The organism is Bdellovibrio sp. (assembly GCF_036384735.1).
Taxonomy (GTDB): domain Bacteria; phylum Bdellovibrionota; class Bdellovibrionia; order Bdellovibrionales; family Bdellovibrionaceae; genus Bdellovibrio.
Genome location: NZ_DASVLT010000024.1, coordinates 14,189 through 38,873, shown reverse-complemented (window position 1 = coordinate 38,873; position 24,685 = coordinate 14,189). Strand labels below are relative to the sequence as shown.

At 45.3% G+C, this 24,685-nt stretch carries 27 protein-coding genes; 14 read left to right on the top strand and 13 right to left on the bottom strand.

The features are described from left to right. Positions 1-6: 6 nt before the first annotated feature. The 3 genes from VF412_RS07205 to VF412_RS07195 all read right to left on the bottom strand — a co-directional run bounded on the left by VF412_RS07205 (position 7) and on the right by VF412_RS07195 (position 3,016). Positions 7-1,602 (bottom strand): ABC-F family ATP-binding cassette domain-containing protein, encoded by a 1,596-nt coding sequence (locus VF412_RS07205; RefSeq protein ID WP_331338547.1) that lies wholly within the window; start codon positions 1,600-1,602, stop codon positions 7-9. 232 nt (positions 1,603-1,834) lie between these two features. Beyond that, positions 1,835-2,425 carry a YceI family protein gene (locus tag VF412_RS07200; protein WP_331338546.1) on the bottom strand — a complete coding sequence of 197 codons (591 nt, stop codon included), beginning with the start codon at positions 2,423-2,425 and terminating at the stop codon, positions 1,835-1,837. A 135-nt stretch (positions 2,426-2,560) separates the two neighbouring features. Beyond that, positions 2,561-3,016 carry an OsmC family protein gene (locus tag VF412_RS07195; RefSeq protein WP_331338545.1) on the bottom strand — a complete coding sequence of 152 codons (456 nt, stop codon included), beginning with the start codon at positions 3,014-3,016 and terminating at the stop codon, positions 2,561-2,563. 33 nt (positions 3,017-3,049) lie between these two features. Between VF412_RS07195 and VF412_RS07190 the strand changes: the two genes are divergently transcribed. Next, a complete protein-coding gene (locus VF412_RS07190) occupies positions 3,050-4,099 on the top strand; it encodes a hypothetical protein (protein WP_331338544.1) in 1,050 nt (349 codons plus the stop codon). On the opposite strand, the gene VF412_RS07185 is transcribed toward VF412_RS07190, so the two are convergent. After that, a complete protein-coding gene (locus VF412_RS07185) occupies positions 4,096-4,506 on the bottom strand; it encodes a choice-of-anchor D domain-containing protein (RefSeq protein ID WP_331338543.1) in 411 nt (136 codons plus the stop codon). The two genes, VF412_RS07190 and VF412_RS07185, sit on opposite strands and share 4 nt — an antisense overlap. 331 nt (positions 4,507-4,837) lie before the next feature. On the opposite strand from VF412_RS07185, the gene VF412_RS07180 reads away from it, so the two are divergent. Next, a complete protein-coding gene (locus VF412_RS07180; protein ID WP_331338542.1) occupies positions 4,838-5,671 on the top strand; it encodes a flagellin in 834 nt (277 codons plus the stop codon). Between the two features lie 128 nt (positions 5,672-5,799). Next, complete coding sequence (locus VF412_RS07175) at positions 5,800-6,801, top strand: zinc-binding alcohol dehydrogenase family protein (protein WP_331338541.1); 1,002 nt, start codon at positions 5,800-5,802, stop codon at positions 6,799-6,801. Positions 6,802-6,858: 57 nt separating this feature from the next. Here VF412_RS07175 and VF412_RS07170 read toward each other — a convergent pair whose 3' ends face one another. Continuing rightward, positions 6,859-8,241 carry a TolC family protein gene (locus VF412_RS07170; protein ID WP_331338540.1) on the bottom strand — a complete coding sequence of 461 codons (1,383 nt, stop codon included), beginning with the start codon at positions 8,239-8,241 and terminating at the stop codon, positions 6,859-6,861. A gap of 227 nt (positions 8,242-8,468) precedes the next feature. Here VF412_RS07170 and VF412_RS07165 point away from each other — a divergent pair, with 227 nt between their 5' ends. After that, positions 8,469-8,840 (top strand): STAS domain-containing protein, encoded by a 372-nt coding sequence (locus VF412_RS07165; protein ID WP_331338539.1) that lies wholly within the window; start codon positions 8,469-8,471, stop codon positions 8,838-8,840. Between the two features lie 4 nt (positions 8,841-8,844). Here the strand turns inward: VF412_RS07165 and VF412_RS07160 are convergent, their stop codons facing one another. Both VF412_RS07160 and VF412_RS07155 read right to left on the bottom strand, forming a co-directional pair. Further along, positions 8,845-9,600 (bottom strand): hypothetical protein, encoded by a 756-nt coding sequence (locus VF412_RS07160; protein ID WP_331338538.1) that lies wholly within the window; start codon positions 9,598-9,600, stop codon positions 8,845-8,847. A gap of 141 nt (positions 9,601-9,741) precedes the next feature. Continuing rightward, complete coding sequence (locus tag VF412_RS07155) at positions 9,742-11,634, bottom strand: DEAD/DEAH box helicase (protein WP_331338537.1); 1,893 nt, start codon at positions 11,632-11,634, stop codon at positions 9,742-9,744. Between the two features lie 333 nt (positions 11,635-11,967). Between VF412_RS07155 and VF412_RS07150 the strand changes: the two genes are divergently transcribed. The 3 genes from VF412_RS07150 (at position 11,968) to VF412_RS07140 (ending at position 14,758) form a co-directional block, all read left to right on the top strand. Continuing rightward, complete coding sequence (locus VF412_RS07150) at positions 11,968-13,599, top strand: ABC-F family ATP-binding cassette domain-containing protein (RefSeq protein ID WP_331338536.1); 1,632 nt, start codon at positions 11,968-11,970, stop codon at positions 13,597-13,599. Then, positions 13,599-14,393, top strand: a complete 795-nt coding sequence (locus tag VF412_RS07145) for an alpha/beta hydrolase (protein ID WP_331338535.1) — start codon at positions 13,599-13,601, stop codon at positions 14,391-14,393. Before VF412_RS07150 ends, VF412_RS07145 begins: the two co-directional genes overlap by 1 nt. Before the next feature lie 98 nt (positions 14,394-14,491). Next, on the top strand, positions 14,492-14,758 hold the full coding sequence (locus tag VF412_RS07140; RefSeq protein WP_331338534.1) for a hypothetical protein: 267 nt from the start codon (positions 14,492-14,494) through the stop codon (positions 14,756-14,758). On the opposite strand, the gene VF412_RS07135 is transcribed toward VF412_RS07140, so the two are convergent. Next, on the bottom strand, positions 14,755-15,789 hold the full coding sequence (locus VF412_RS07135; RefSeq protein WP_331338533.1) for a spermidine/putrescine ABC transporter substrate-binding protein: 1,035 nt from the start codon (positions 15,787-15,789) through the stop codon (positions 14,755-14,757). The genes VF412_RS07140 and VF412_RS07135 overlap by 4 nt on opposite strands. A gap of 28 nt (positions 15,790-15,817) precedes the next feature. On the opposite strand from VF412_RS07135, the gene VF412_RS07130 reads away from it, so the two are divergent. From VF412_RS07130 to VF412_RS07115, 4 genes are read left to right on the top strand one after another with little or no spacing between them, the layout of a single operon-like run. Continuing rightward, the gene (locus VF412_RS07130) at positions 15,818-16,720 is read left to right on the top strand and encodes an ABC transporter ATP-binding protein (RefSeq protein ID WP_331338532.1); all 903 of its coding nucleotides are present in this window, start codon (positions 15,818-15,820) and stop codon (positions 16,718-16,720) included. Continuing rightward, positions 16,717-17,544, top strand: coding sequence for an ABC transporter permease (locus VF412_RS07125; protein ID WP_331338531.1), 828 nt, complete (start codon positions 16,717-16,719; stop codon positions 17,542-17,544). The genes VF412_RS07130 and VF412_RS07125 overlap by 4 nt, the downstream gene beginning before the upstream one ends. After that, on the top strand, positions 17,534-18,379 hold the full coding sequence (locus VF412_RS07120; RefSeq protein WP_331338530.1) for an ABC transporter permease: 846 nt from the start codon (positions 17,534-17,536) through the stop codon (positions 18,377-18,379). Before VF412_RS07125 ends, VF412_RS07120 begins: the two co-directional genes overlap by 11 nt. Next, positions 18,351-19,610 carry an MFS transporter gene (locus VF412_RS07115; protein WP_331338529.1) on the top strand — a complete coding sequence of 420 codons (1,260 nt, stop codon included), beginning with the start codon at positions 18,351-18,353 and terminating at the stop codon, positions 19,608-19,610. The genes VF412_RS07120 and VF412_RS07115 overlap by 29 nt, the downstream gene beginning before the upstream one ends. A 27-nt stretch (positions 19,611-19,637) precedes the next feature. Here VF412_RS07115 and VF412_RS07110 read toward each other — a convergent pair whose 3' ends face one another. Beyond that, positions 19,638-19,820 (bottom strand): hypothetical protein, encoded by a 183-nt coding sequence (locus VF412_RS07110; RefSeq protein WP_331338528.1) that lies wholly within the window; start codon positions 19,818-19,820, stop codon positions 19,638-19,640. Between the two features lie 102 nt (positions 19,821-19,922). Here VF412_RS07110 and VF412_RS07105 point away from each other — a divergent pair, with 102 nt between their 5' ends. The 3 genes from VF412_RS07105 to VF412_RS07095 all read left to right on the top strand — a co-directional run bounded on the left by VF412_RS07105 (position 19,923) and on the right by VF412_RS07095 (position 21,813). Then, on the top strand, positions 19,923-20,513 hold the full coding sequence (locus tag VF412_RS07105; RefSeq protein WP_331338527.1) for an RlmE family RNA methyltransferase: 591 nt from the start codon (positions 19,923-19,925) through the stop codon (positions 20,511-20,513). Further along, on the top strand, positions 20,510-21,193 hold the full coding sequence (locus VF412_RS07100) for an RNA pseudouridine synthase (RefSeq protein WP_331338526.1): 684 nt from the start codon (positions 20,510-20,512) through the stop codon (positions 21,191-21,193). Before VF412_RS07105 ends, VF412_RS07100 begins: the two co-directional genes overlap by 4 nt. A 125-nt stretch (positions 21,194-21,318) precedes the next feature. Further along, a complete protein-coding gene (locus tag VF412_RS07095; RefSeq protein ID WP_331338525.1) occupies positions 21,319-21,813 on the top strand; it encodes a MarR family winged helix-turn-helix transcriptional regulator in 495 nt (164 codons plus the stop codon). Here the strand turns inward: VF412_RS07095 and VF412_RS07090 are convergent. The 4 genes from VF412_RS07090 to VF412_RS07075 form a co-directional block, all read right to left on the bottom strand. After that, a complete protein-coding gene (locus VF412_RS07090) occupies positions 21,810-22,469 on the bottom strand; it encodes an HD domain-containing protein (protein ID WP_331338524.1) in 660 nt (219 codons plus the stop codon). The genes VF412_RS07095 and VF412_RS07090 overlap by 4 nt on opposite strands. A 6-nt stretch (positions 22,470-22,475) precedes the next feature. Further along, positions 22,476-22,877, bottom strand: coding sequence for a VOC family protein (locus VF412_RS07085; protein ID WP_331338523.1), 402 nt, complete (start codon positions 22,875-22,877; stop codon positions 22,476-22,478). A 70-nt stretch (positions 22,878-22,947) separates the two neighbouring features. Further along, the gene (locus tag VF412_RS07080) at positions 22,948-23,637 is read right to left on the bottom strand and encodes a methyltransferase (RefSeq protein ID WP_331338522.1); all 690 of its coding nucleotides are present in this window, start codon (positions 23,635-23,637) and stop codon (positions 22,948-22,950) included. Positions 23,638-23,644: 7 nt separating this feature from the next. Further along, a complete protein-coding gene (locus tag VF412_RS07075) occupies positions 23,645-24,562 on the bottom strand; it encodes a S8 family peptidase (protein ID WP_331338521.1) in 918 nt (305 codons plus the stop codon). Positions 24,563-24,685 lie beyond the last annotated feature (123 nt).

The window sequence follows — 24,685 nt, the reverse complement described above, 5'->3', positions numbered from 1 at the left end:
AGCCCACTATGTCGTGGGCTTTTTTGCTTCTAAATATTCGTCATAGGTGCAATTCATATCTTCGACCACTGTCGTATCAAGTTCGATAATACGATTGGCCACGGTTTGCACAAACTCGTGGTCATGGGACGTGAATAATACCGTTCCTTTAAAGCGCTTTACGCCTTCATTCACGGCAGAGATACTTTCTAAATCCAAGTGCGCCGTCGGTCCATCTAGCAAAAGAACATTCGCCCCCGAGAGCATCATTTTCGCAAACATACAGCGAACCTTTTCGCCCCCAGAAAGAACGCTTGGTTTTTTCAAAGCATCTTCGCCACTGAAAAGCATTTTGCCTAAGAAACCGCGAAGGAAAGACTCATCTTTATCTTCAGAGTATGCACGCAACCAATCTACAAGAGTCGCCGCATCTACGTTGAAGTATTTTGAGTTATCGGTTGGGAAATAGCTTCGAGTGGTTGTTACACCCCAAGTATAACTTCCAGAATCCGGTTCAACCTCGCCAGCAAGGATGTCCAACAACAATGTCTTTGCAACGTCATTACGACCTACAAGGGCGACCTTATCACCTTTTTTGATCGTGAAATTGATGTTCTTTAGGATCTGTTCACCGTTCACAGATTTATTCAACCCTGTGACTGTCAAAAGATCGTTACCGGCCTCGCGCTTTGGATCAAAGCCCACAAACGGTTGACGACGTGAAGACACTGGCAAGTCTGCCAAGTCCAGCTTGTCCAATTGCTTTTGACGAGAAGAGGCCTGCCGGGATTTTGAAGCATTCGCACTGAATCGCGCGATGAAATTCTTAAGATCTTCCGCTTTTTCCGCATTCTTTCTTTGTTGGTCCGCGCGAAGGCGTTGATTCAACTCGGTCGCTTGACGCCAGAACTCGTAGTTGCCTGTGTAGATAGTCACTTTGCTGAAATCAATATCAGCCATGTGAGTGCAGACCTTATTCAAGAAGTGACGATCATGGGATACGACAATGACGGTGTTTTCAAAATTGAAAAGGAATTCTTCCAGCCATTGAATCGCATAAATATCCAAGTGATTCGTCGGCTCATCCAGAAGCAAAATATCGGGCTGGCCGAATAAGGCTTGGGCAAGTAAGACTTTCACTTTATCGCCGGATTCAAGCTCGCTCATCAGTTTGCCATGAAGATCGTCGGCGATGCCCAGGCCTGCCAGCATGACGCCAGCCTCTGATTCAGCTTCCCAACCGTTCAGCTCAGCAAACTCGGTCTCAAGCAAAGAGGCCCGTTCGCCATCTGCTTCCGAGAAATCAGGTTTTGCATAAAGATCGTCTTTTTCCTGCATGACTCTAAACAACCGGTCATTGCCCATCAAAACAGTTTTTAATACCGTCATAGAATCATAGGCGTAGTGATCCTGTTTCAAAACGGACAAACGCAAGTTGCCAGGAATGATAACTTCACCTGTATTGGGTTCTAACTCTTTAGAGAGGATTTTTAGGAAAGTGGATTTGCCTGCACCATTGGCGCCGATCAGGCCATAACAGTTGCCCGGAGTGAATTTCACATTCACATCTTCAAATAGTTTCTTGCCACCGAATCTAAGACTGACATTGGAAGTGCTGATCATGGGACTTTAATACACTGTCAGCGCGAAGGGGGCAATAGGGAAGCCCCTTTTAAAAGAGAAATGTCTACACTCGAGGCTCGCCAGAGTAAAAATACCCCGGAAAGTCGAGTACAAAGCCAGGTTGGCAGTCGAATGAGCTGGTTTCTAGAATTTAGAATTATTTTGATGGAGAGAAAATAAAAAGGCACTGATCGTCAGTGCCTCTTTATAGAAAACTTTAAAAAAGCTAAAATTATTTTTTAGCTACAAGTTTCAAGCTCAAAGTGAAATCGTCGTTGATGATTTTATCTTGAGTTAACTCTTTGAAGAAGTTGCCTGAACCGTATTTAAGACCCCATTGAGTGCGATCTAGCTTCAAAGTCGCTTCGCTAGTCATAACACCTTTGTCAGTTGTTACTTTAGCAGGGAATTCAACCGGTTTTGTTGTGCCGATGATTGTCAAATCACCTTTGATCACAACTTCGTGTGCAGATTTTGGTGTTACGCTTGTCACTTTGAAAGTTGAAGTCGGGAATTTAGAAACTTTGAAGAAGTCATCAGAAGAAAGATGGCCTACAAGTTTCTTTTGATATTCCGGATTACTTTTTAAATCTTCATCAGAAATTGTCGTCATGTCGATGTTAACAGTGCCGCCAGTGATAGCACCTTTAGCGTCCGTTTGAACTTCGCCATCTTTCACAGCAATTTTACCAGTGTGAGTTGCGCCTACTTTATGAGAAGCCGTCCAACCAACTGTACTAGCCTTTGTATCCAATTTATAAACATCTGCGTGAGCAGCTGAAGCTACTACCAGAACCAATGCTGCGAATACTGTCTTAATCATGATATCTCCTTCATTCATGAATCATGTTGTTAAATAGTAAAAGACTATTAAGGAGATTCAAAGAGATCAATCATGCATCGCAGCTTTGGACTTTAGTTTTTCACTATGCTTTCAATAAAGCCGAAGGTCCAGCAACTAAGGGGACGCGAGAGGGTACTGACGTTCATTAGTTAAAATTTTGGCCTCCAAACTGACCTGAGCATCCATCAGTTTTGAAATAGGACATTCTCTTTTTGCATGTTCTGCGATGGGAGTAAATTGAGCTGTATCCAGACCAGGCACAACGGCTTCGACACACAAATGAGAAGCGGAGATGCGATAAACAGGGCCTTCTTTGAGTAATGTGACGCGAGCTTCAGTGTGAATAGACTTTGGAATAAAACCTATCTCTTGAAGGGCCACAGTAAGTGCCATCGCATAGCAACTCGCATGGGCTGCAGCGATCAATTCTTCGGGATTGGTTCCGGGTTTTCCTTCAAATCGAGTCGAGAATCCATAACCAACTTTTTCAAGAACATGGCTTTGAGTGGAAATAAATCCCTGACCTTCTTTCAGATTCCCGCTCCACTGAACATCGGCGCTTCTTTCCATGACACCCCCAGATTTCAGCATGAAAGAAAAGCTATGCAACGTGAACTAGGAACGGCATTCCTTGCAGAGAACCAATTCTTGCTTCCTGGTTTTGTCCTTTGTAGGATGAGCACATTGTTGTTTTTCAGTGGAGTGACCATGAACAAAGTCAGCCTGATATTGGCAGTCCTTATCCTTTCGACGCAGGCCCATGCGATGGATCTTCCATTCGACAACATGAACGGGTTCCCATCTAATAAAATCAAAATCGATTATTCTGGATTTACTGAGCCCGTTGAGCCCGTGAACAACAACCGCTTCTCTTTGCAAATTCCTTTGTACTATGGAGCAAACGATATTTTGAATATGTCTTTGCGAGGCAGCAATCTGACGGTGCCCAAAGGGATTGAAATTCCAGGAAGCACTTTGATTGAAGTTCCTGAGTCCCTGGCCACAGCAGAGCTTGGCCTGCAATACACTCACAAAATGGATGGGGAAAGAACAATTGGTGGAAGCGTGAGTTATGGTTCTGCCAGTGATCGTATGTTTTCATCAAATGAATCGATCACGTTAGGGGCGAGTCTTTTTTATTCTTTTCCTTCTGAAAATAATGATCGTTGGATTTGGGCTTTATTCTATACAAATAACAGTCCGGTCTTTAGAAACATTCCGATCCCGGCTGTGGCCTATTACTTTAAACGCTCGACAGTACTTGGTGCCGTAGGGGTGCCGTTTATCTTCCTTCGTTACACTCCGTTTGAGGCGCCCTGGGCATTCACTCTGTTTGACTTGGTGACAATTGTAAAAGCAGAAGTGTCTTATGGTCCGCCAATTTCTTCTTATTTTGTGGGCTTTGATTGGAATCAACAGACTTGGTTACGTCATGACGTGCAGGATACCGATAATAAATTGTACTTCGATGAAAAGAAAGTTTTTGTCGGTACCAGATTTTTGCTGGCAAAAATGATTTTTACTGAATTGGACGTGGGACAATCCTTTGATCGCTCTTTCTATGAAGGCCAGGGGCTAGGAAAGAAAGAAACGGGGACCGCCTTCCTTCCTAGCTCATGGTTTGCTGCGTGGAATTTGAAATTTGAATACTAGTTATCTCCGTTGCCCCCACCGCTGCTGTCAGTAAATCCAGAACCAGTAAGATTAAAGATATAATCACCGGCATCGGTGTTCACAGTTAAGCTTCCTGTGTAGTCTCCTTCAGCAGTTGGTTCAAAGATCACAAAGATATGGCAATCTTTGCCCGGATCTAAGCTTGCTGGACAGTTGTGGGCCATCGAAAACATATCTCCAGTGATTGCGATATTGGATAGAGCCAATGCTTTGTCGCTGGCGTGCACATAAACTTCTTCATAGGTGTAGTCACCCACGTAAACTTCGCCGAAGTCGATGTCAGTTGTTGTTGTATCCATTGGAATCAGATAAGTCCCTTTCGCCATCGATGTGTGAGAGAAAAGGGAAATCGAACTTACCATCAAGAGAACTGCCAGTGCTTTCATGCGTGCCTCCATTATTGGTTTGTGCATAGAAAATCTGATCTCATTCTGATGCTAGAAATTTACGCAGGATACTCGGCCCGAAAAAATGCACAGATTGCTCTCGACGTTTTGCAGAGGACATGTCTCAAGGTGAGAAAGTCCTCTGTGAAATTTGGTCTGATGTGTGTCTAGAAAATTAAAGACCGGTCAAAAATAATCCTATGGTCCCGTGAAAAACCTTCGGGCGTTCCCGAAAAGTCTGCATCTCAAGGTTTGAGATGTTGGCTCGGACGCCAACGACAACACACAAGGAGGCTTGCGCTATGAATATGAAACATTAACGGAGATTGTCATGGGAATGAGAATTAACACAAATCTGGCAGCGCTCAACGCTCAGAGAAATCTGATCGGAACACAGCGAATCGTGAACGATTCGATGGCAAAGCTCGCTTCAGGAAGTCGCATTAATAAGGCGGCCGACGATGCTGCAGGGTTGGCGATCTCTGAAAGATTAAAAGCACAAATTCGTTCCGCGGCTCAAGCGCAAAGAAATGCTAACGATGGTATTTCAATGATTCAAACAGCCGAAGGCGGATTGAATGAAATTGGCAATATCGTTGTACGTTTGCGTGAGTTGGGTGTTCAAGCCTCTTCAGACACCATTGGTGATAAAGAGCGCGGAATGCTTAACAAAGAGGTTGTTCAATTGCGCGATGAAATCGATCGTATTGCAAACACAACAACATGGGGCACGACGAAACTTCTTGATGGGTCCGCACCGAAATTTGATTTTCAAGTTGGTATTGGGAACAATCCAGATGCAGATCGTATTTCGTTTGAAGCCGGTCAGAGCTCAGCGACACTTGCGTCGTTGGGACTTAGCGGTTTGGACTTTTCATCGAAAGAGGCTGCGCAACAGTCCTTGCAAAAACTCGATGACGCACAAACCAGTGTCAACGGAACCAGAGCCTATATGGGAGCTTTGCAAAACCGTCTGACATCCACGGCAGACAACTTAGGCGTCATGCAGGAAAATCTTTCTGCGGCCAACAGTCGTATCCGTGATACAGACGTTGCATCGGCATCTTCCGAGATGGCCCGCAACAACATCTTGATGCAAGCAGCAACGTCAACGCTTGCACAGGCAAATCAATCGAATCAATTGGCACTCAAGCTTATTGGCTAGTGCCGCATTCCACTCTCATGTCGATCCGACTGGGAGTGGACTTCTTAATTTTGCACAATAACACCTTCAAAAATTCCAAGACTTTTTAGACAATCTTCAGGTAGGCTTTCTGTTAGAAGGGATGAGCTATGAAGGTTGTTGGATATTTAGAGTCTCATGAAATTTCGAACGAAAATTCTTTGATTGAGTCAGAAATGTCGATTCCAGCGCCGGGACCGAATGATATTTTAGTCAAAGTGAAGGCTGTATCAGTCAACCCTGTCGACACAAAGGTTCGAAAAAATACCAAACCAAATCCTGGCGAAACAAAAATTCTTGGTTGGGATGCTTCCGGTGTCGTTGAAAAGATCGGCAGCAAAGTGGATCTCTTCAAAGTCGGTGATGAAGTTTTCTATGCGGGAAGCTTGACTCGTCCAGGAACGAACAGTGAATACCATCTAGTGGACGAGCGAATCGCTGCAAAAAAACCAACCTCCCTTTCCTTTGAAGAGGCTGCGGCTTTACCACTGACAAGCATTACAGCATGGGAAGCATTGTTTGATCGCCTCAAGGTTTTAGTGAACGAAAAAGATCCATTACTTATTATCGGCGGAGCAGGTGGTGTTGGTTCTATCGCTATTCAACTTGCCAAAAGATTGACTCATTTAAAGATCATCGCGACGGCCTCCCGCGGGGCTTCGCAAGAATGGTGTAAGAAACTTGGCGCCGATATCGTTATTGATCACAGCAAGGATATGCATGAGCAACTTCGCGCCCATGGTCTCGATAATGTTCGTTATGTTTTGAGTTTGACCCAGACGGGAGCACACAAAGAATTCATCGAGAAGATCATCGCTCCTCAAGGGGATCTGTGTCTGATTGACGATCCAGGTCCTTTCGATATCAGCGGGTTTAAACGCAAAAGCGTCGCTATTCACTGGGAGTTCATGTTCACACGTTCCATGTTTGAAACCCACGACATGATCAAGCAGCACGAGCTTTTAACGAAAGTCGCAGATTTAGTCGATGCAAGACAGCTGAAGACCACGATCAATCATGTCTTCGAAGGCTTGACGGCCGCAAATTTTAAGAAAGCCCACGAGATGTTAGAGTCAGGGAAGACCATTGGAAAAATTGTGATCAAATATTAGAAATAAAAAAGGGAGTCAAAAGACTCCCTTTTTGCTCTTTTTAAATCTATTCAAACCTTAGTTCAAAGTTTGAGGACCGCAAATTTCATCCAAAGTCACTTGGTCCTTTGTTGGGTGGAAGATACGACCTAGACGACCGCCGATACCGCCAGAGCTTTTGCGTTTGATTTCGCACGCACCTACTTGAGAGAATTTTTCGTCAAGCATAACACGATTTAAGCTCACACGAAGAGTGTCAAGATCCGCTTGTGCTTTCACTTTGTTCGTCAATGCCGTCGTCAAAGAGTTCGCAGCTGAAAGAACATGCAACAGATCCGTCATACCAGCACGGAACTTATCAAGTTCGCCGTTGTAGACCTGTTGAAGGTTATTTTGCGCCAAAGTCGCCATCTCAACCTGCTTTTGTGCCTCTGTCAAAGAACCGACGGTAGATTCGATCAATTGGGCGTTGTCGTAAGTGATCTGAGTTTTCTCAAGCTTCAATTCGTCGATATTGTAATCACTCAGTTTCAAAGTCGGGAAGTAGCCAAAGCCTAAGCCGACAGTGCCTGATGCCGTCAGCCCGCCGAAAGCAGATTCGCCACCGCTACGAGATCTTCCCAAAGACGCGCCTGTCAACCAGCTGAAAGCTGCACTCCATTTAGCCGTGTTCGCGGCAGAGATCATAGAAGTCATTTGAGAAATCTCTGGAGAGTTTTTCAAGGAACGATCTACAAGAGTTTGCAAAGGCAAAGTCTCGTTTGCAGAAGGAGCCACGTGGTTTTTCTCGAAGGCGATTTCAGTCGACAATGGAAGTGCCAACATCTCGCGAATCGAAGCTTTCTCTTGTTTCAAGAGTTCATCAACTTGCGAAACCTGGATGAATGCCAGTTGAGATTGAGCTTGCGCCTGCAACAAGTCAGATTGTTGCATCATGCCTGCATCAACAGCCAACTGGATCAATTCTTCGATTTGTTTGTAATTCAAGTATTGAGAGTACAATACATCACGCAATTCCAAATCACCCACAACAGTCATGTATAGTGCATACGCTGACGAGTAGGTGTTCAATTGAGCGATGTAATAAGAAGTCGCCTGTGCATTCAAAAGGTATTGGCTTTGTTTTAAATCAAACCAGTTTGAAGGCATTAAGAATGGAAGCAAACTTGAAATCGTCGTCAACGCGAAGCTTGGTCCACTAGAGATGATTCCGCCCAAATTGATAGATGGAAGAAGGTCTGCGCGTTTAATATTGATTTGCTGTTTTGCTTGATAAACTTTGTTCATTTGGATCAGCAAACCAATATTTTGCTCAAGCAACATTTTTTTAAGTGTATCAGCATTGATCGTCACGCTTGTTGGTGGCGCTTGAACTTTTGAAGTCCCGGCAAAGGCACTCATTGCGATAAAAAAGCTCGCGATACCTAGTGAGATTGTTTTTTTGAGTGCGGTCCAAGTCATGGTCGTTTCCCCCTCTGAGAAAACGAGAATTATTCCGGCTGGCCATGCTTGTCAAACCCTTGTTTTCAACAAGAAATTCGGCTTCCGAAATAGGTGATAAAAATCCTTAACAAGTTAAGTCCTCGAACTGATTCATAGAGAAACAATTTGATGCCAAAAGTTTAATTCGGGCGTGGCTTTTGTTACCATAAAGCCATCGCAAATATTCGATTTCTAGGAGTTGTACGTTGGATGCGCAGAAGTCGTTTAACTATACGCTGAGTCATAAGAATAAGATGCTGGTGGTATCTTTCACCGGAGAGTTAAGCCCAGGGGTGGTCCCGGGACTAGAAGCTTGCCGCCTTGAAGTTCTTGCAAAAAAGGACGACGTGAAATGCATCGTCTTGTATTTTCAAGGGGTGAGCTCTGTTTCACCGGATGCCATCACTGTCCTTGCGCAAATGCAGAGGGAATTTCGCTCTTCGGGAATGGATCTGCGGCTCTGTGCTTTAAAAGAAGCCTTGCGAGATAAACTCATCCGTATGGGAATTGTTCGCGGCATGGAATGCACGGAAGATTTGAAGACGGCCCTTCTGTCATTTGGACGCCAGGCCGCTTAAATAGTTAGTGGCACAACGGAAATGATTTGATCGCATTTTGAATTTTAATCGATTTTTTCGAGCGAGCCTGAGGACGAAGAACATCCCAGTAAGATTTACGACTGAACAAAGGCTCGCCTCTTTCAAGCTGAGAATTCAACATCGATAGAGCACAACGAAAGGTTCCCGCAGGTGTACTTCCGTCACCTTTTTTACAGTTCGGAGCATACTTGTCTTCTTTACCCCGGTGAAGTTGCAATAGACCAATCAAGGAACCATTCGGTCCTTGTGCCTTACTACGTTGGTTGCACGAGCTTTCATAGAAAGCCATGGCATTCACGATGAGAACCCACACATTTTGACGGCCCTCTAAATTCAAGGATTGATAGCCAGGGCAGAGCTTCATCAAGTCATCAGATCCTTTGATCAAAGAGTCATTTTCACCACTCTTCATTTCCTTCATCACAAGATTGGCCCACTTACCAAATTCATCATCGGAAACGAAGTTGTCACAGGCGTCGCCCCAGTTCATCTGGTCGCTGATGGCAGAAATCTGCTCAGCCGTCGCATTGGCAGTAAGAGTATTGCGGATATCGCGCAAAGATCCAGCCGTAGCAGCCATCGCTCGCATGTCAGAGCACTCTCTGCAAGGGGCGCCAGCTTCGAAGTGACCTGAGGTTGCACTCGCATCTTGAAGTCTATTGAAGTCGCGAATACTGGCCGACGCCAATAGCGGTAAAAGGCAAAACGAGAATGCGAGAACTTTTATATTCGAGATCATAGTGATTTTAAAAGCAGGAATGATGCCTGTCTCAAAATGCACTCATTTTTATCTCTGGATAATTTGGGTGTCTAAAAACGAAACAGGGGCGACATAATGTCACCCCTGCAAGGAAATAAACGAATTTTGTTCCAGATTCTTCTAGTCGCGGAAGCGACGGCCACCAGAGCTAGAAGAGCTGTTGCGAACACGTTTGATGCCACGGTGTTCACCACGGTCATTGCGCTCGCCACGATCTGAAGAAGAGTCTTCGCGTTTACGGAAGCCACGAGGAGCAGTACCTTCGTTGAAGCTGCCACGTTGTTCGCGGTCTGAGCGTTGTTCACCGCCATCGCGATTGAATTCACGACGCTCAGAACGCTCGCCACCGCCGAAATTGTTATCGCGACTGCGGAATGAACGACGTTCGCCGCCGCCATTGCTACCTTCTGCGTTTGTGCTACGATCCGCTCTGTAACCACCACGGTCGTTGTTGCTGCTATAGCCACCACGATCACCGCCGCGATCGCTGCTGTAGCCACGATTTCCACCACGGTAGCCGCCACCGCGATTGCCACGGTAACCACCACGATCACCGCCACCTTCACGGTTGCGAGTGAAGCGGTTGTCGTTTGGATCGCGAGGAAGAAGTTCACGAGGGATACGATCGCCCATGTAATCAAGCATTAGATCTTTCTTCACGAATACATTCGGGAAGTAAGCCGCGATGAAGCGAGCCAAAAGATCTTCTTTAGAGAACGCCGACAAATCAGCATCACCAGAAGTCACCAATACGCGCAACAAATCGTTAGCAAGTTGCACTGTAACGTCGTCTTCTTTCATAGCGCTAACTTTATCGAAAACGTCTTTGATTTTAAGACCAGCAACTTCATCAGCTGAAGGCACAACGCCTTTAGTAAGAGTCGCTTTTGTCGTCTGCATAACACGACGAAGAAGGTTCAATTGCTCTGGATTGACCAAAGTGATTGCAGTACCGCTTTGACCGTTACGACCTGTACGACCGATACGGTGAACGTAAGATTCTACGTCCCATGGCAAAGAGTGATTGATCACGTGAGTAAGATCTTTGATGTCCAAACCACGAGCAGCAACGTCCGTTGCTACAACAACTTTGATTTGGCGTTGTTTGAACTTTTTCAAAGTCGCTTCACGTTCTTGTTGAGACTTATCACCGTGCAAAGAATCCGCTGGGAATCCACGTTGAGTCAAAAGCTCTGCAAGCTCTGCCACTTCCATTTTAGTTTGGCAGAAGATGATACCGTAGAATTCTGGAGCTGTTTGCAATAGACGGCTGATAACTTCCATTTTGTAGGAGTTTTTAACCGTGTAGTAAACTTGCTCGATAGTAGATGCAGTTGAGCCTACTTTGTTAGCCTGAACAGTCTCTGGATTTTCCAAATACTTTTCAGACAAACGACGAACTTCGCTGCTCATAGTTGCAGAGAACAACCAAGTACGGCAAGCCGCACGCTCTGATTGAGCGTCTTCTGGGTGAGTCGCAGAAAGAATGAAATCTAGAGGCTCTTTAAAGCCCATAGAAAGCATCTCATCCGCTTCGTCCAAAACAACTGTTTGAACGCTTTGAAGCTTGATCATTTTTTGCTCAAGGAAATCAACCAAGCGGCCCGGAGTCGCGACTACGATGTGAGCGCCACGGCGGATACCGTCGATTTGTGTGCGGTAGCTAGAGCCACCATAAATTGTAACAACACGAAGACCCTTCTTTTTGCCAAGAAGAGTTAATTGCTCTGCTACTTGCAAAGCGAGTTCACGTGTTGGGCTTAATACAAGGGCTTGTGTGTCTTTGCTAGTCGTATCGATATTCTCTACAAGAGGAATACCAAAGGCTGCTGTTTTACCAGTACCGGTAGATGCCAGACCGATAAAATCGTTAGCTCCAGCTAATAGGATCGGAAGCGCTTGTTGTTGGATGGGCGTTGGTGTCGAGAAGCCCATGTCTTTCATCGCGTCCATAAGGGGAGCGCTAAGACCAAAGCTTTCGAAACTATCAACAGTAGTTAAAGGGGGAGTCATGAATGCCTTTCAGAAAATAGTGACCGGAAGATAAACGATCGGGCAGTTAAAAGCCCGTAATATTTTGGAGTCGCCATAATAATGAACTATTTACCGGAGGCAAGTCTCGTATGGCCAAGACTCTGGCAGGCTAAGAATGGGGCTTTTTCGTCACAGAATGTGTGGAATTGTTTAGTTCCAGGAATGTGAACAGGGCTTTTCGATAGATTTTTTACTCAGATGGCACTGGCGGGTATTGAGAAGGGGCGAGGCTCGTGAAGTGCTGAATAATAGGGCACAATATTTAAAAATTTTCCGCGCATCCGGCGGCGATTCGAGCTATATAAGGGACCTATGATTCACTTATCGAATATCACAAAGCAACAGGGTAATAAGATTCTTTATCGCAATGGCTCTTTCCAGATCAACGCTGGCGAGAAGATCGGTCTTGTCGGACCGAACGGTGCAGGAAAGACGACGATCTTTCGCATCATCACAGGCGAAGAGGGAATTGATGAAGGGACGGTCTCTAAATCAGATCGCACAGTCATAGGTTATTTCTCGCAAAACATCGAAGACATGCGCGGCCGCTCTGCTTTGGAAGAAGTGAAATCAGCCATCGGCAATATCGGTGACATGCAAAAACGCATGCAAGAATATGAAGTCAAACTTTGCGATCCAGATTTGGACGCCGACGAGATGACAAAAATCTTGGAAGTCTACGGTGAACTTCAGGCGGACTTTGAACGCTTGGGTGGCTATGACTTGGAGTCTCGCGCAGCTGAAATTCTGACGGGTCTTGGTATCGGTCCAGATGATTATCATCGTCCCACGGAAAGTTTCTCGGGTGGTTGGAAAATGCGTATCGCTTTGGCGAAAATTCTGGTTTTGAATCCGGAAGTTTTGCTGATGGACGAGCCGACGAATCACTTGGACGTTGAATCGATCATCTGGCTTGAAGAGTGGCTTGTGAATTTTAAGGGCGCCATCCTGATGACAAGCCATGATCGCGATTTCATGAATCGTCTAGTAGGCAAAATTGTTGAGATCGCTAATAAGACAATCACAGTTTATGGTGGCAATTACGATTTCTATGAAAAAGAGCGTGATATCCGCAAGGAACAATTGATCGCAGCAGCAAAACGTCAAGAAGATATGCTTGCCAAGGAAGAAGAATTCATCGCTCGCTTTGCAGCGCGTGCTTCCCATGCGGCGCAAGTTCAGTCTCGCGTGAAGAAACTAGAAAAAATTGATCGTATCGAAATTCCTGAAGAGGAAACAGAAATCAAATTTGAATGGCCGGTGCCACCACGTGGTGGGGAAGAGGTTGTGAAATTTGAAGGCCTTTCTAAAATTTGGAAGCGTGATGATGGAAAAGAAAAACTAGTTTTCTCTGGTGCCAATGCCTTGGTGAAACGTTTAGACCGCGTTGCAGTTGTGGGCGTGAACGGAGCTGGTAAATCTACATTGCTTAAGATCATCGCTGGCGAGGCGGACGCTTCCGAAGGAAAATGCTCTTTGGGAGCTTCTATCAACGTGGGGTATTTCAGTCAGAACTCTTTGGATGTCTTAGATCCTAAGATGACGATCATTGATGAAGTTCATTCGCGCATGCCGACGGCGGGGCTGGGAACTGTTCGCAGTCTTTTGGGGGCGTTTAAATTTTCCGGTGAAGAGGCTGATAAAAAGATTTCTATTTTATCGGGCGGTGAAAAGTCACGTGTGGTTCTTGCGACGATTCTAGCTCAGCCCGTGAATCTTTTGATTCTGGATGAGCCGACGAATCACTTGGATATTAAATCTCGCGAGATTTTGCTGGATGCTATCAAGAATTTCCCTGGAACAGTTTTGATTGTATCGCATGATCGTCACTTCTTGCGTGAAGTAACGACTCGTGTGTTCGAAGTGGATAAAAACCAACTTCGCATCTATGAAGGTGACTACGATTACTACGTTCATAAAAAGCAACAAGAGGCGAAAACCTAATGAGCCAAGCCTCAATGGACTTACGTGAGTTCAAGATTCCTTTGGGTAAGCTAGCCCCTCTGGAGACTTTCATCACACGCCAAGGAGCGAAGTTGTCTTATCGCTTCTATTCTGCTTGGTCCGAGGATCTGATTGTTCTGTATCATGGATCTGGCAGTGATTCTCGTTATATGTGCGTACTGGCCTCGGCCTTAGCTGAAAAAGGTATCGCTAATGTCGTGACTCCGGATTTCCGCTGCCATGGTGTCAGTCTAAATGCCAGCGATGAAATTCCAATGAATCAACTTGAAATTGATCTTGAAGAATTGTTGATTCATATCAAAATGCAAAAGGCCGTTCAGTGCGTGACTCTTGCCGGGCATTCAATGGGTGGCGGGTTTGCTTTGCGAATTGCCGTTTCTGATTTGCGCAACCAGTTTGTGAAATTTGTGGGGATTGCGCCGCATCTTCCAGATCCTTTGGAAACATCTCGGCCCCATTATGGCGGATGGATTACCGAGGACGAAACGGGATTTAATGTGAATTTTCCAGAGCGTTTCCGAACGGGACAAGAAAAACTTCATTATAGCAGGGCGTTCCTGCGCGCTGTTCATGCTCCATTAAACCTTGTGGATTTGATTCAGAAGATGCATCCATCGTTGGCGGCGGTCACAGGTCGTTTTGACGAGGTGGTGGATGCTGAGAAACAGAAGGCCGTCTTTGATCAATTGGGGGTCCCCATGCTGATCACTGAAGCGAATCACCTTACTGTTGTCTCAAAAGTGGACAGCTACTTATCGCTTTTTGAAAGATAACTTTATTTCAGAGATTCCTCGAAAAACCTATCAAGTAGGCGAAAGTCCTGCCGATAAGTTTTACGAATATAACCAAATTCTTGAACGTAGGCGGGGTTATGAATTCAGAAATGGGAGAGTTTGCTCTCCGACAGATTATTTCTTCCTTAGTGGTTGTTGGGCCCTTGTTAATCATTATAGCGGCCTTCAACTTAGTCTTTAACCAAAGCAAAAGAGTGGTGATGTTTTATTTGGTGTCGGGGGTCGTTTTGACCATTGTCGGCGCGATCAGCCTTTATCATCAATTCAGTTTGCGAGGGGATCGAGGCTATCCGCAAAATGAGCAGCCTCAAGCGGTGAGGGCTGCTCAGGCGAACGAAACTTAATGAGTTTTAACTTCCGTCCAAATATCTTCGAAGAGCTTATTACCTTCGCCGAGATTGTGGATGTACTCTAAGTTTTTGATGGCACTGGCATCAGGGAATAGAGCTTTATTCTCTTGAAGATCTTTCGCCAGTTTGGAGCGGGTGTCTTTGAGCACCGGAGTCGCACGAATGTTTTGCACGCGGTTCATGTCAGCGCCTTCACTTAAGAGGAAGTTAATAAGCTTGTGAGCAGCTTCAATGTGCTTGGCGCCCTTGACGATGGCTAAATTATCAATGGCCATTGTCGAGCCCTCGGACGGAATAATATATTCAATATCCGGAGCCTGGGCGATGGCTTGAAGTGCATCCGATGAATATGTTTGTGCAGCGACGACTTCTTTGTTTTTCAAGATGTCGATCGTATCAGAAGCGAACATCTTCACGTTCTTTTTTGCTTCAAGCAAAGCGTTTTTAGCCTTAAGTAGCTCTTCGGGCTTTGTCGAGTTCACGCTGTAGCCGTTCATCTTCAACGCCGCGCTCATTGTTTCGCGCACATCATCTAAAAGCGCAATCTTGCCTTTTAATTCTGGATTGCTCAGCAAATCCTTCCAACTTTTCATTGCGCCCTTATAAAGGCTTCGGTTCACCGCGATACCCATTGTCGTCCACGCATAAGGCACAGAGTATTCATTCTTAGGATCGAAATCTAAACCCATGAATTGAGGATTGATGAATGCTTTGTTCGGAATCTTTGCATTCTGCAAGGGCTCGAGCAAATTCATCTTAGCCATGATCTGAACCATGTAGTCTGTTGGAACAGCCACGTCGATTCCTGATGAGCCCATTTGGACCTTGGCTAAAAGCTCTTCGCTGGAGGAATAATTCGAGATATGAATTTTGATGCCGGTTTCTTTTTCGAACTTCGCTTGGGTTTCTGGGGAAATATAATTCCCCCAAATCGACAAATTTACTTCGTTGTCGGTTTGAGTCTTTTTAGTACAGGCGCTCAAAAGCGCGCAGCTAGCGAAAAGGGCGATCAATATTCTCGACATTTTTTGAAATCCTCTTTATGGTAAAGCCATGCTTGAACTTCTGAATATCGGCAAAAGTTTTGCGAGTCAAACGGCGCTTCGTTCCGTGAACCTTTCTATTGCCGAAGGGGAGTTCTTTTCCCTGCTCGGCCCCAGCGGTTGCGGCAAAACCACTTTGCTAAGAATCATCGCCGGTCTTGAGAACGCCACTGAAGGAAAAATCATTCTGAACAGTGAGCGTGTCGATCAGCTTTCTGCGTCCCAGCGTCCGTTCAACATGGTTTTTCAAAAGTACGCGCTTTTTCCTCACCTGACCGTAGAGGAAAATATCGCTTACGGGCTCAAACTTAAGAAGTTGTCCAAAGATGAAATCGAGGGTCGTGTCGCTGAAGTATTAGCTTTAGTCGAGATGTCAGAGTTCCGAGATCGCCGTCCTGAAACGTTGTCAGGGGGACAGGCGCAACGTATTGCCATTGCTCGAGCCTTGGTCAATCGCCCGAAAGTTCTTTTATTGGACGAACCGTTGTCGGCCTTGGATCAAAAGCTTCGCGAGCATATGCAAAGAGAGCTGCGCGCTCTTCAGCGGAAACTAAAGCTGACCTTTATTTATGTGACCCATGATCAGGAAGAGGCTCTAGTGATGTCGGATCGTATCGGCATCATGAATAAGGGCGAGTTGGTGCAAGTCAGTTCGCCGCGAGAGATCTATGAAAATCCTGAATCTATTTTCGCCGCTCAATTTTTAGGAACCACAAGTCTTTTGCAAGGGGAGCTCGTTGAAATCAGCCAGGATCTTGCGACGATTCGTTTAGGTGATGGCACTTTGGTCAAAGCCAAATGCAATATTCCGTCTGATCAGATTCGCCTAGGCATGAGCTTGGATGCTTACGTTCGGAAAGCGATGGTATTCAACCGTCTTGATACGCAAGTGTTTGGGACTCAAGGGCAATGAAGTCAAAGGTCTTAGCTATTCCAGCCTTGGTATGGTTTGGATTTTTTGTATTAGCACCGTTAATAATTGTAATTGCTGTTAGTTTTGCGACTCAAGGAACCTATGGAGGCCTTGAGTGGTCTGTGACCTTTGAAAACTATGTGCGGGCTTTTTCCACCACCTATCTTGGAATTTTTTTTGAAAGTCTGAAGTTGGCATTACTCACCACGATCAGCTGTGGCGTTCTGGGCACATTGATGGCCTGGGCCATGAGCACCTCTTCCCCGCAGCATCGCCATCTGTATGTATGTGCTGTGGCTTTGCCTTTTTTGACGAATTTAATCATTCGCATTTATGCCCTTCGCTTGTTTGTCGGATATGGCGGTCCTTTGCAAGGAACTCTGCAATTTTTAGGAATTCCATTTGATCCATTCGTTTTAAGTCAGAATAAAGTTTTAGTTTTTTATGGCATGGTGACGACTTACTTGCCTTTCATGGTTCTGCCCTTATACGGGGCCTTCGAAAAATTTGATTTTACATGGGTCGAAGCGGCCCAAGATCTCGGAGCGGGACCATGGAAAATTCTTTTCTCGGTCATTTTGCCGAATCTAAAAAAGGCTTTGGGCAGTGGAGCATTGCTGGTTTTTATCCCGTCGCTTGGTGAGTACGTGATTCCTGATCTTTTGGGGGGCGCCAAAAATATGCTCTATGGAAACTTGATCACAGAGGAGTTTTTAAAATCCCGTCATTGGCCCTTCGGATCGGCTCTTTCGGTCTTGCTGATCGTTTTGCTTTTAACCGTAGCGTGGATCTATTCTAGAAGGGCAGCGAAACATGGCTCATGAATGTGTTCGCCCTAAAGCTCCAAAAGCTGCTAAGATTGTTTTATGGGCCGTACTGATTCTACTATATTTACCAATTGCGGTCATGCTTTTGAGTTCCGTTTTTAGTGTTCACGGTGGACATGTGCAAGCGACGTTAAATTGGTTTATCGAAGTTCTTTCAGATAGTAACTTGATGTCGGCCTTAGGAAATAGTTTGCTCGTGGGAATCTCTTCGAGCGTGCTTGCGACAGTTTTTGGAACGGCGGCGGCTATTGCTCTTCATCGCGGGTCTTCGAAGTTAAAGACAGTGATGGATTCATTATCCATGGTGTCTTTGATTTTTCCTGAAATTGTTTTTGCTCTGTCGCTGCTTGCCTGGTTCTTTATTTTGCAATTGGATTTAGGGCTGCAAACAGTGGTAATCGCTCATGTGAGTTTCTCGTTGTCCTATGTGATTATGACGGTGAATTCCAGACTGGTGACTTTAGATCCGGCCCTAGAGGATGCAGCCCGGGATCTCGGGGCTGGAGAGTGGACAGTTTTACGCACGATCATCGTTCCGCTTCTAGCACCTGCGATTTTGGGTGGATTTATTTTAAGTTTCCTTCTGTCCTTTGATGACTTCCTCATTACATATTTTGTAAATGGGGTTGGGCAAGATACCTTGCCGGTAAAGCTCTACACGGCGATGAAGATGGGTGTCAGTCCCAAGTTGAATGCGCTTTCCAGTCTGATGTTTTTAATGACTTTGTCAGTGCTTATTTTCCTCTTCCGTTCTTCTGCGTTCCGTGTTCTCTTTGAAGGAAGCACGGAAGGTAGGGACTTGGATGGACGCCAAGAAAAAGAAAATCTATAGCTGGGCCATGTACGATTGGGCGAATAGCACATACTCCACCACGGTAATGGCGGGTTTTTTTCCTGTTTTCTTTAAAAACTTTTGGAGTCATGGAACTGATCCGGTTATTACGACGGCACGTTTAGGGACGACGATCTCTGTCTCAAGTCTGATCATCGCGATGCTAAGCCCTACTTTGGGTGTGATCGCGGACCTTAAAGGATTTAAAAAATTATTGTGTCTGATTTTTATGGTCATCGGTGTTTTGGCCTGCGGTTGGATGGCCTTCATCCCTTCAGGTGATTGGTGGAATGCCATTCTTGCTTATGGCATTGCGATGATGGCATTCAATGCCAGCTGCGTATTCTATGAGGCTTTGTTGCCATTTGTGGCTGACGAACACGACATGGACTATGTCTCTTCACTAGGATATGCGTTGGGATATCTTGGTGGCGGAATTTTATTTCTTTTAAATGTTTTGATGTATATGTTCCCGGCCTTCTTTGGTTTGAAAGATGGTGTGCAGGGCGTGCAGGTTTCTTTCCTAAGCGTGGCTTTGTGGTGGTTTGTATTCTCGTACCCGCTGGCGAAGAATGTCCCCGAGCCGATAGGGGCTGTCTCTAAAGACAACATCTGGAAGCTGACAATGCAAAGCATTCGTACGTTAGTGAATACGGGTATCAAGCTTTATGAAGAGAAAAATCTTTTGCTCTTTATCGTGGCTTATTGGCTTTATATCGATGGTGTTTACACGGTGATGACAATGGCCGTGGATTTTGGAATCTCTATCGGCTTTGAGGCGAAAGATCTGATTGCTGCCTTGTTGATCACACAGTTCATCGGTTTCCCAGCGGCTTATTATTTTGGAACGATCACGAAACGCTGGGGAGCGAAGGGGCCAATTCTTTTCTGCATTGGCATTTATGGTATCACTGTGATTCTTGCAACGATGATGAGTCAGGCTTGGCATTTCTATTTGCTTGCCGTGGTCATCGGGCTTGTTCAAGGTGGCGTGCAGGCATTAAGTCGTTCACTTTTTGCGCGTATGGCTCCGAAAGAGCAAAGCGGTGAGTACTTCGGTTTGTTCAATCTGGTAGGACGTTTTGCTTCGATTCTGGGGCCGTTATTGGTTGCAATTGGCGTGATGGTGACGGGCAGTTCACGCTTAGGAATGATTGGCTTACTAGTTTTATTTATTTCAGGTGGTTGGTTGTTAGCCCTTGTGAAAGAGCCAAAAACGAAGACTGTGTAGGCGTCAAATCAAGACGTCCTCAGGCAGTTAGTGTTGATCTTGCGACTTTTCATCGTGATCAGCCGGGTGCTTTTCTTCCTGCTGCATTTCAATGATCTTTTTTGCTTTTTTGCCAGTGATGCCCATCCACTCGGGCAATAGCACCGCGATGGCTACGAAAATCATAGTGACGATCACAAAAAAGATGCTCATAGCTAGAACGATATCCAAATTGGCCTCCGAGAATGAATCTTTTCTAGTATAAATAGGCTCAAAAGTGAATTAAAACTTTGTATTGGACTTTGCCAGCGGAACACGACATAAACCCCGGATATGACTTACAATCCCCGCGATAGATACTTTCATAAAGCTAAGGAAGAGGGCTTTGCGGCCCGCTCTGTTTTCAAGCTTGAGGAAATCGACAAGAAATACAAAATCTTTAGACCAGGCCAAACGGTTTTGGATCTGGGAGCTTCTCCCGGATCATGGTCGCAATATTCTTCACAACGTGTGGGCTCTGCGGGCCGTGTTTTGGGTGTTGATTTAAGCCCAGTGACTGTGAAGTTGAACAATGCCGTTTTCATTCAAGCCGATCTTCGTGATTTGAATTTAGAAGAAATTTTTAAAGAGCACGGCTTTAATCCTCCCTTTGACTTGGTTTTGTCGGACATGGCGCCAAAGACGACGGGCATTCGTATGACTGACCAGGCTCGTTCTCTTGAGCTGTGCGAGTTGGCCTTAGATGTGGCTCGTCGCTTTCTGAAAAAAGAGGGTCATTTTGTTTGTAAGCTGTTTCACAGTGATGACTTTGGTAAGCTTCGCGATGAAATCAAAAAAAGCTTTCAAAAGTGCGAAGCGGTCAAGCCCGACTCAACCCGTAAAATTTCTAAAGAGATTTTCTTGGTGGGAATCAGCAAGAAATGATCGAGATTGTTTTCGAGAATCTGCATTTTGTTATCTGTGACAAACCGAGCGGAGTTCTCTCCACCCCGAGTCGATTTGAGGAAGATGATCCTCGTCGTTGTCTTGGAACGGCTTTGCAACAACAATTGAAGATTCAAATCTATCCTGTGCATCGCTTGGACTTTGAAGTGTCGGGGCTGGTGATGTATGCGAAAAATGCAGAGGCACATCGAAAGGCCAATGCTTGGTTTGAAACGAAGCATGTGCAAAAGACATATCGTGCCCTTACGACAGGTCAGGACTTCTCGCATATCCCTACAAATGTTCCAAATGAACGTGAGAAAATCGAACTTATTTCCAGATCCTCTTTCGAATGGAGAAGTCGCATTCTGCGTGGGAAGCGACGGGCATTTGAAAGTCCCCAGGGTAAGCCAAGTTTGACTCTGGCGAATTACTTGAGCATTGACGAGCGCGGTTATCAACAATGGGATTTGCATCCCGTGACGGGACGATCTCATCAATTGCGTTTCGATTTGAGTCGACATGGATTTCCCATTGTCGGAGATAAACTTTACGGCTCAAAAAGCGAATGGATAAATGAGAACGCGATCGCACTTCGTTCGTTCGAAATTGATTTTTCAAATGCGCCTGGAGCTGCTGCTCTAGGGTTGCCTGAGAAGATTGTTGTTCCAGCCCTTTAAAGAAAACTCATGCTCACATTATGATTTCTCGCGGAGCAATTTTTGCGGAAGGTTTCTCTGCATGTATGCGAGCGCATGTAAAATGCTGTTGATTGTGTTTAGCGATTGGTACTTAATAAGTAGTGATGAATAACAAAACCTCTGTCGTAGACCACAGACCTGAAGTTGGGGAAGTGATGGATTATATCCGTCACATATTTAAAGCGTTGCGTGTAGCATCCAGCCAATTTGAAAAAGATCTGGGATTAAGTGCTGCCCAGGTTTTTGTCATGAAGAAGTTGAAAGATGAACCGGGTCTTTCAATCAATGAACTGGCGAATCGCACAGTCACTCATCAAAGCTCCGTCTCTGTTGTCGTGAAGAAACTTGAAGAGCAAAAAATTGTTATACGCTCAACTTCAAAAGAAGACTCACGCAAAGTTGTCGTGGCGCTAACACCAGAAGGCGAACAGCGCTTGGCAAATATTCCAAGGGCTTTGCAAGAAGACATGATTGAGACTCTTCAAAATATGCATCCAGAAAAAACCGCGATGCTGGCTCAACTGATGAAGGAATTCGTACAAGGAGCAGGAATTGTCGAAGGAATTTCCGCTCCAATGTTCGACGAAGACAAAGGCTAAATTTCTCTTTTAATCTGATCTAAATAGGTTTTGATGAAGGCGATGCGATGCTCGCCTTCTTTTTTTGCGCTTTCAGTATTCAAATGATCCATGAGCTTAAAAAGTTTAATATAGAAGTGATCGATGCCGTAACTCTTGTCGTCTAATTCTCGATTCTCGGCCCAAGGATCTTCTTCTGAATAAAAAGGTCGGCTCATTAAGCTTGACGTGGCAAAACAGCGGGCAATGCCAATGGCTCCTAAGCTATCCAATCGATCTGCATCTTGAACGATCTTTGCTTCTAAAGTTTCCGGTTTGATGTTGGCGCTGTATGAGTGTGCTTCAATGGCGTGACGAATGCCATCGAAGTATTGTTCTGGGTAGTGGATTGAGCGCAGATATTCAATGGCAGCTTCTGCGGAAAGGCGTGAAGCGTAAGGTCTGCGTGGATCGCCTTTGGGAACGTTGATGAAATCATGAAAGAAAGCTGCTGGCATCACGACGGCCCAGTCTGCATGTTCGGCTGCACATAAAGTTTTTGCCGTATTTACAACACGCATGATGTGTAGATAATCGTGAGCTGGATCGGAACTAGGATAGATGACACGAGCTTTTTTGCTAAAAAGTTCGTACCATTTGTGTTGATCGAAATGCTTGGCTTCTGTCATGAGGCTCATAGCATATTATTCGGCTTCACCTAGATCAATGGGGTTGTAGAAAATAGGGCGGGGCTCCCAAAGCTCGATCTTATTTCCTTCTGAATCATAGACCCAGGCGAATTTGCCAAACTCACTTTCTTCTAAATGATCGTCAATACGTACGCCATTTCCCGCCAATGACGAAATGACGGGGGCAAGTTCATCGACTTGGAAATTCAGCATGCAAGGTTGTCTGGCTGGAGAGAAATAACTTGTGTCCACAGGTGTGAAACTAATGAGAGTATAATCAGGAAGCATGCGTTCCACGGGAATAACAAAATTCCCTTGGGCGTCGCGATGCAGACCCAAATTGTTCTCGTACCACTGATAAAGTTTTTCGGGATTTTGTGCCTTGATAAAGACACCTCCCAAGCCGTTTATTTGCATATTTTTATTATCGAAAGCCTTTACAGACCTCGCAAGTCACAGAGAAGTCCTATGTCGCAATACACCCGGCTTAAGATTTAAAGATCGTGAAAGTATCAAAGACCTGAGGCTCGTTGATGGACGACAACCAAGGATGAGCTTGGTAAATGCGATGACGAATATAGCGACCGCGTGCCACGACATGGATCGATTTGCTTTGAGCAATTTGGCGCAAATCTTCCAATGTCTTGTCGACAGCGGCAGCACTGCCGAAATCAAAAATAAAATAGTGTTCAGCCATGGCGGGAATAAACGCTGGATTTGTGAGGTCTTGAGTTAGAATATGGGCGTGAGTGTAATCGAATTTTTCTAAAATACGATTGCCTTCATTGACTCGCTCGGCGACCAATTCGTAGCCGATGAAGTTTACTTCAGGATAGTGGGCCCCTATGACGAAGGCCATGCGCCCGTAACCACATCCTAGGTCTACAACAGTTTCCCCTTTTTTCGGCTCTAGAAGACTTAAGATCCAGCGAATTTCTGTGTAAGGAGTTTGTAAAGCTTGAACGGGAAGTCCACGCCAAAATTGCACCGGAATTCCAGGATCTGCCTGCACATTATAGTCTTCAGAATGAAGAAGCGCTTTTTCAATTTCCTCTGTACGGAATCCCAACCAATCATCTACGGCAACTGCGTGCAGTTGTGCTTGAAGATAGCTATGATCGTCACTGTAGGTTAGTAAAGGAAAAGGCCCCTTCGGGTCAAACTTGAGAGTGCTCAAGTTTTTTTTATAGGCCGTCCCCCAGGCCTTGTAAAGCGGAAATACGCACCTGAGATTTTGTCTTATCTGTCAAGGCAAGATCGTGCACTCCTTCCTTTTCCAGCAGACGTTTGACCTCTTCAGGAACATACGTTTTCTTTTGCAACATCAGACTTGCTGCCAACCCGCTCACCCAAGCAGTTGCTTGCGAGGTCCCTGTCATGTATCCGTATTGCCCCCCTGGCAAAGAGGATAAGATTCGTTTTCCTGGAGCTGCAAGGTCCACGGTGTGAGTGCCGAAGTTGCTGCTTGCAATCAAGCGCTTTTGCGAGTCGATAGCCGCCACAGAGATGATATTACTTAACTGATAACTTGCTGGATAATACCCGAAGCGATCGGTGTTAAGTCCACCATTACCGGCAGCTGCGACAAAAAGAATGCCTTGGGCTTGAGCCTCGCGAATGGCGGCCTCTTCCTGAGGATTGCGATCGTAACCACCTCCGGAGTAATTAATAATATCAACTTTCATTTTGGTGGCATAACGAATGGCCGCAATTGTGGCAGAGACATTATCTTCATCTTTGCCGGTGTCGTAGTATTTCAGAATCATATATTTCACGTGAGCACTTTGCGTGCGTTGTTGAATAATTCCCGCAATGTGAGTCCCATGTCCGTTATTATCTGAGAGATCTTTATTATGACCGACGAAATTCCATCCATGGATGTCGTCGACAAATCCATTGCCATCATCATCAATGCCATTCACAACTTCTTTAGGATTTGTCCAAACATTATCCTGAATCAATGGATGGTGAGTGTCGGCTCCCGTATCGATGATCGCAATCACGATATCTTTATCCTTATCATTCTGCGCAGGCGCGGTGAACGATGAAGAGAGGAGAAGAAAAGCCGCAAGATATTTTGTAGTTTTGAAGTATTGATTCATGCCTAAGCTACAAAGCAAAGGCAGGACCAACTTGAGAAAAGATTTACGGCACTCTCGACTGAAAAATCTCTAAGACTGTTCAATGAAAGTTAGACATTAAAAAAGCCCGAACGAGTGTTCAGG

Excerpts from the sequence above, each read along its gene's own strand:
- VF412_RS07205 (WP_331338547.1), bottom strand. The coding sequence starts at position 1,602 with ATGATCAGCACTTCCAATGTCAGTCTTAGATTCGGTGGCAAGAAACTA.
- VF412_RS07200 (WP_331338546.1), bottom strand. The coding sequence starts at position 2,425 with ATGATTAAGACAGTATTCGCAGCATTGGTTCTGGTAGTAGCTTCAGCT.
- VF412_RS07195 (WP_331338545.1), bottom strand. The coding sequence starts at position 3,016 with ATGGAAAGAAGCGCCGATGTTCAGTGGAGCGGGAATCTGAAAGAAGGT.
- VF412_RS07190 (WP_331338544.1), top strand. The coding sequence starts at position 3,050 with ATGCAACGTGAACTAGGAACGGCATTCCTTGCAGAGAACCAATTCTTG.
- VF412_RS07185 (WP_331338543.1), bottom strand. The coding sequence starts at position 4,506 with ATGAAAGCACTGGCAGTTCTCTTGATGGTAAGTTCGATTTCCCTTTTC.
- VF412_RS07180 (WP_331338542.1), top strand. The coding sequence starts at position 4,838 with ATGGGAATGAGAATTAACACAAATCTGGCAGCGCTCAACGCTCAGAGA.
- VF412_RS07175 (WP_331338541.1), top strand. The coding sequence starts at position 5,800 with ATGAAGGTTGTTGGATATTTAGAGTCTCATGAAATTTCGAACGAAAAT.
- VF412_RS07170 (WP_331338540.1), bottom strand. The coding sequence starts at position 8,241 with ATGACTTGGACCGCACTCAAAAAAACAATCTCACTAGGTATCGCGAGC.
- VF412_RS07160 (WP_331338538.1), bottom strand. The coding sequence starts at position 9,600 with ATGATCTCGAATATAAAAGTTCTCGCATTCTCGTTTTGCCTTTTACCG.
- VF412_RS07155 (WP_331338537.1), bottom strand. The coding sequence starts at position 11,634 with ATGACTCCCCCTTTAACTACTGTTGATAGTTTCGAAAGCTTTGGTCTT.
- VF412_RS07150 (WP_331338536.1), top strand. The coding sequence starts at position 11,968 with ATGATTCACTTATCGAATATCACAAAGCAACAGGGTAATAAGATTCTT.
- VF412_RS07145 (WP_331338535.1), top strand. The coding sequence starts at position 13,599 with ATGAGCCAAGCCTCAATGGACTTACGTGAGTTCAAGATTCCTTTGGGT.
- VF412_RS07140 (WP_331338534.1), top strand. The coding sequence starts at position 14,492 with ATGAATTCAGAAATGGGAGAGTTTGCTCTCCGACAGATTATTTCTTCC.
- VF412_RS07135 (WP_331338533.1), bottom strand. The coding sequence starts at position 15,789 with ATGTCGAGAATATTGATCGCCCTTTTCGCTAGCTGCGCGCTTTTGAGC.
- VF412_RS07130 (WP_331338532.1), top strand. The coding sequence starts at position 15,818 with ATGCTTGAACTTCTGAATATCGGCAAAAGTTTTGCGAGTCAAACGGCG.
- VF412_RS07125 (WP_331338531.1), top strand. The coding sequence starts at position 16,717 with ATGAAGTCAAAGGTCTTAGCTATTCCAGCCTTGGTATGGTTTGGATTT.
- VF412_RS07120 (WP_331338530.1), top strand. The coding sequence starts at position 17,534 with ATGGCTCATGAATGTGTTCGCCCTAAAGCTCCAAAAGCTGCTAAGATT.
- VF412_RS07115 (WP_331338529.1), top strand. The coding sequence starts at position 18,351 with ATGGACGCCAAGAAAAAGAAAATCTATAGCTGGGCCATGTACGATTGG.
- VF412_RS07105 (WP_331338527.1), top strand. The coding sequence starts at position 19,923 with ATGACTTACAATCCCCGCGATAGATACTTTCATAAAGCTAAGGAAGAG.
- VF412_RS07100 (WP_331338526.1), top strand. The coding sequence starts at position 20,510 with ATGATCGAGATTGTTTTCGAGAATCTGCATTTTGTTATCTGTGACAAA.
- VF412_RS07095 (WP_331338525.1), top strand. The coding sequence starts at position 21,319 with ATGAATAACAAAACCTCTGTCGTAGACCACAGACCTGAAGTTGGGGAA.
- VF412_RS07090 (WP_331338524.1), bottom strand. The coding sequence starts at position 22,469 with ATGAGCCTCATGACAGAAGCCAAGCATTTCGATCAACACAAATGGTAC.
- VF412_RS07085 (WP_331338523.1), bottom strand. The coding sequence starts at position 22,877 with ATGCAAATAAACGGCTTGGGAGGTGTCTTTATCAAGGCACAAAATCCC.
- VF412_RS07075 (WP_331338521.1), bottom strand. The coding sequence starts at position 24,562 with ATGAATCAATACTTCAAAACTACAAAATATCTTGCGGCTTTTCTTCTC.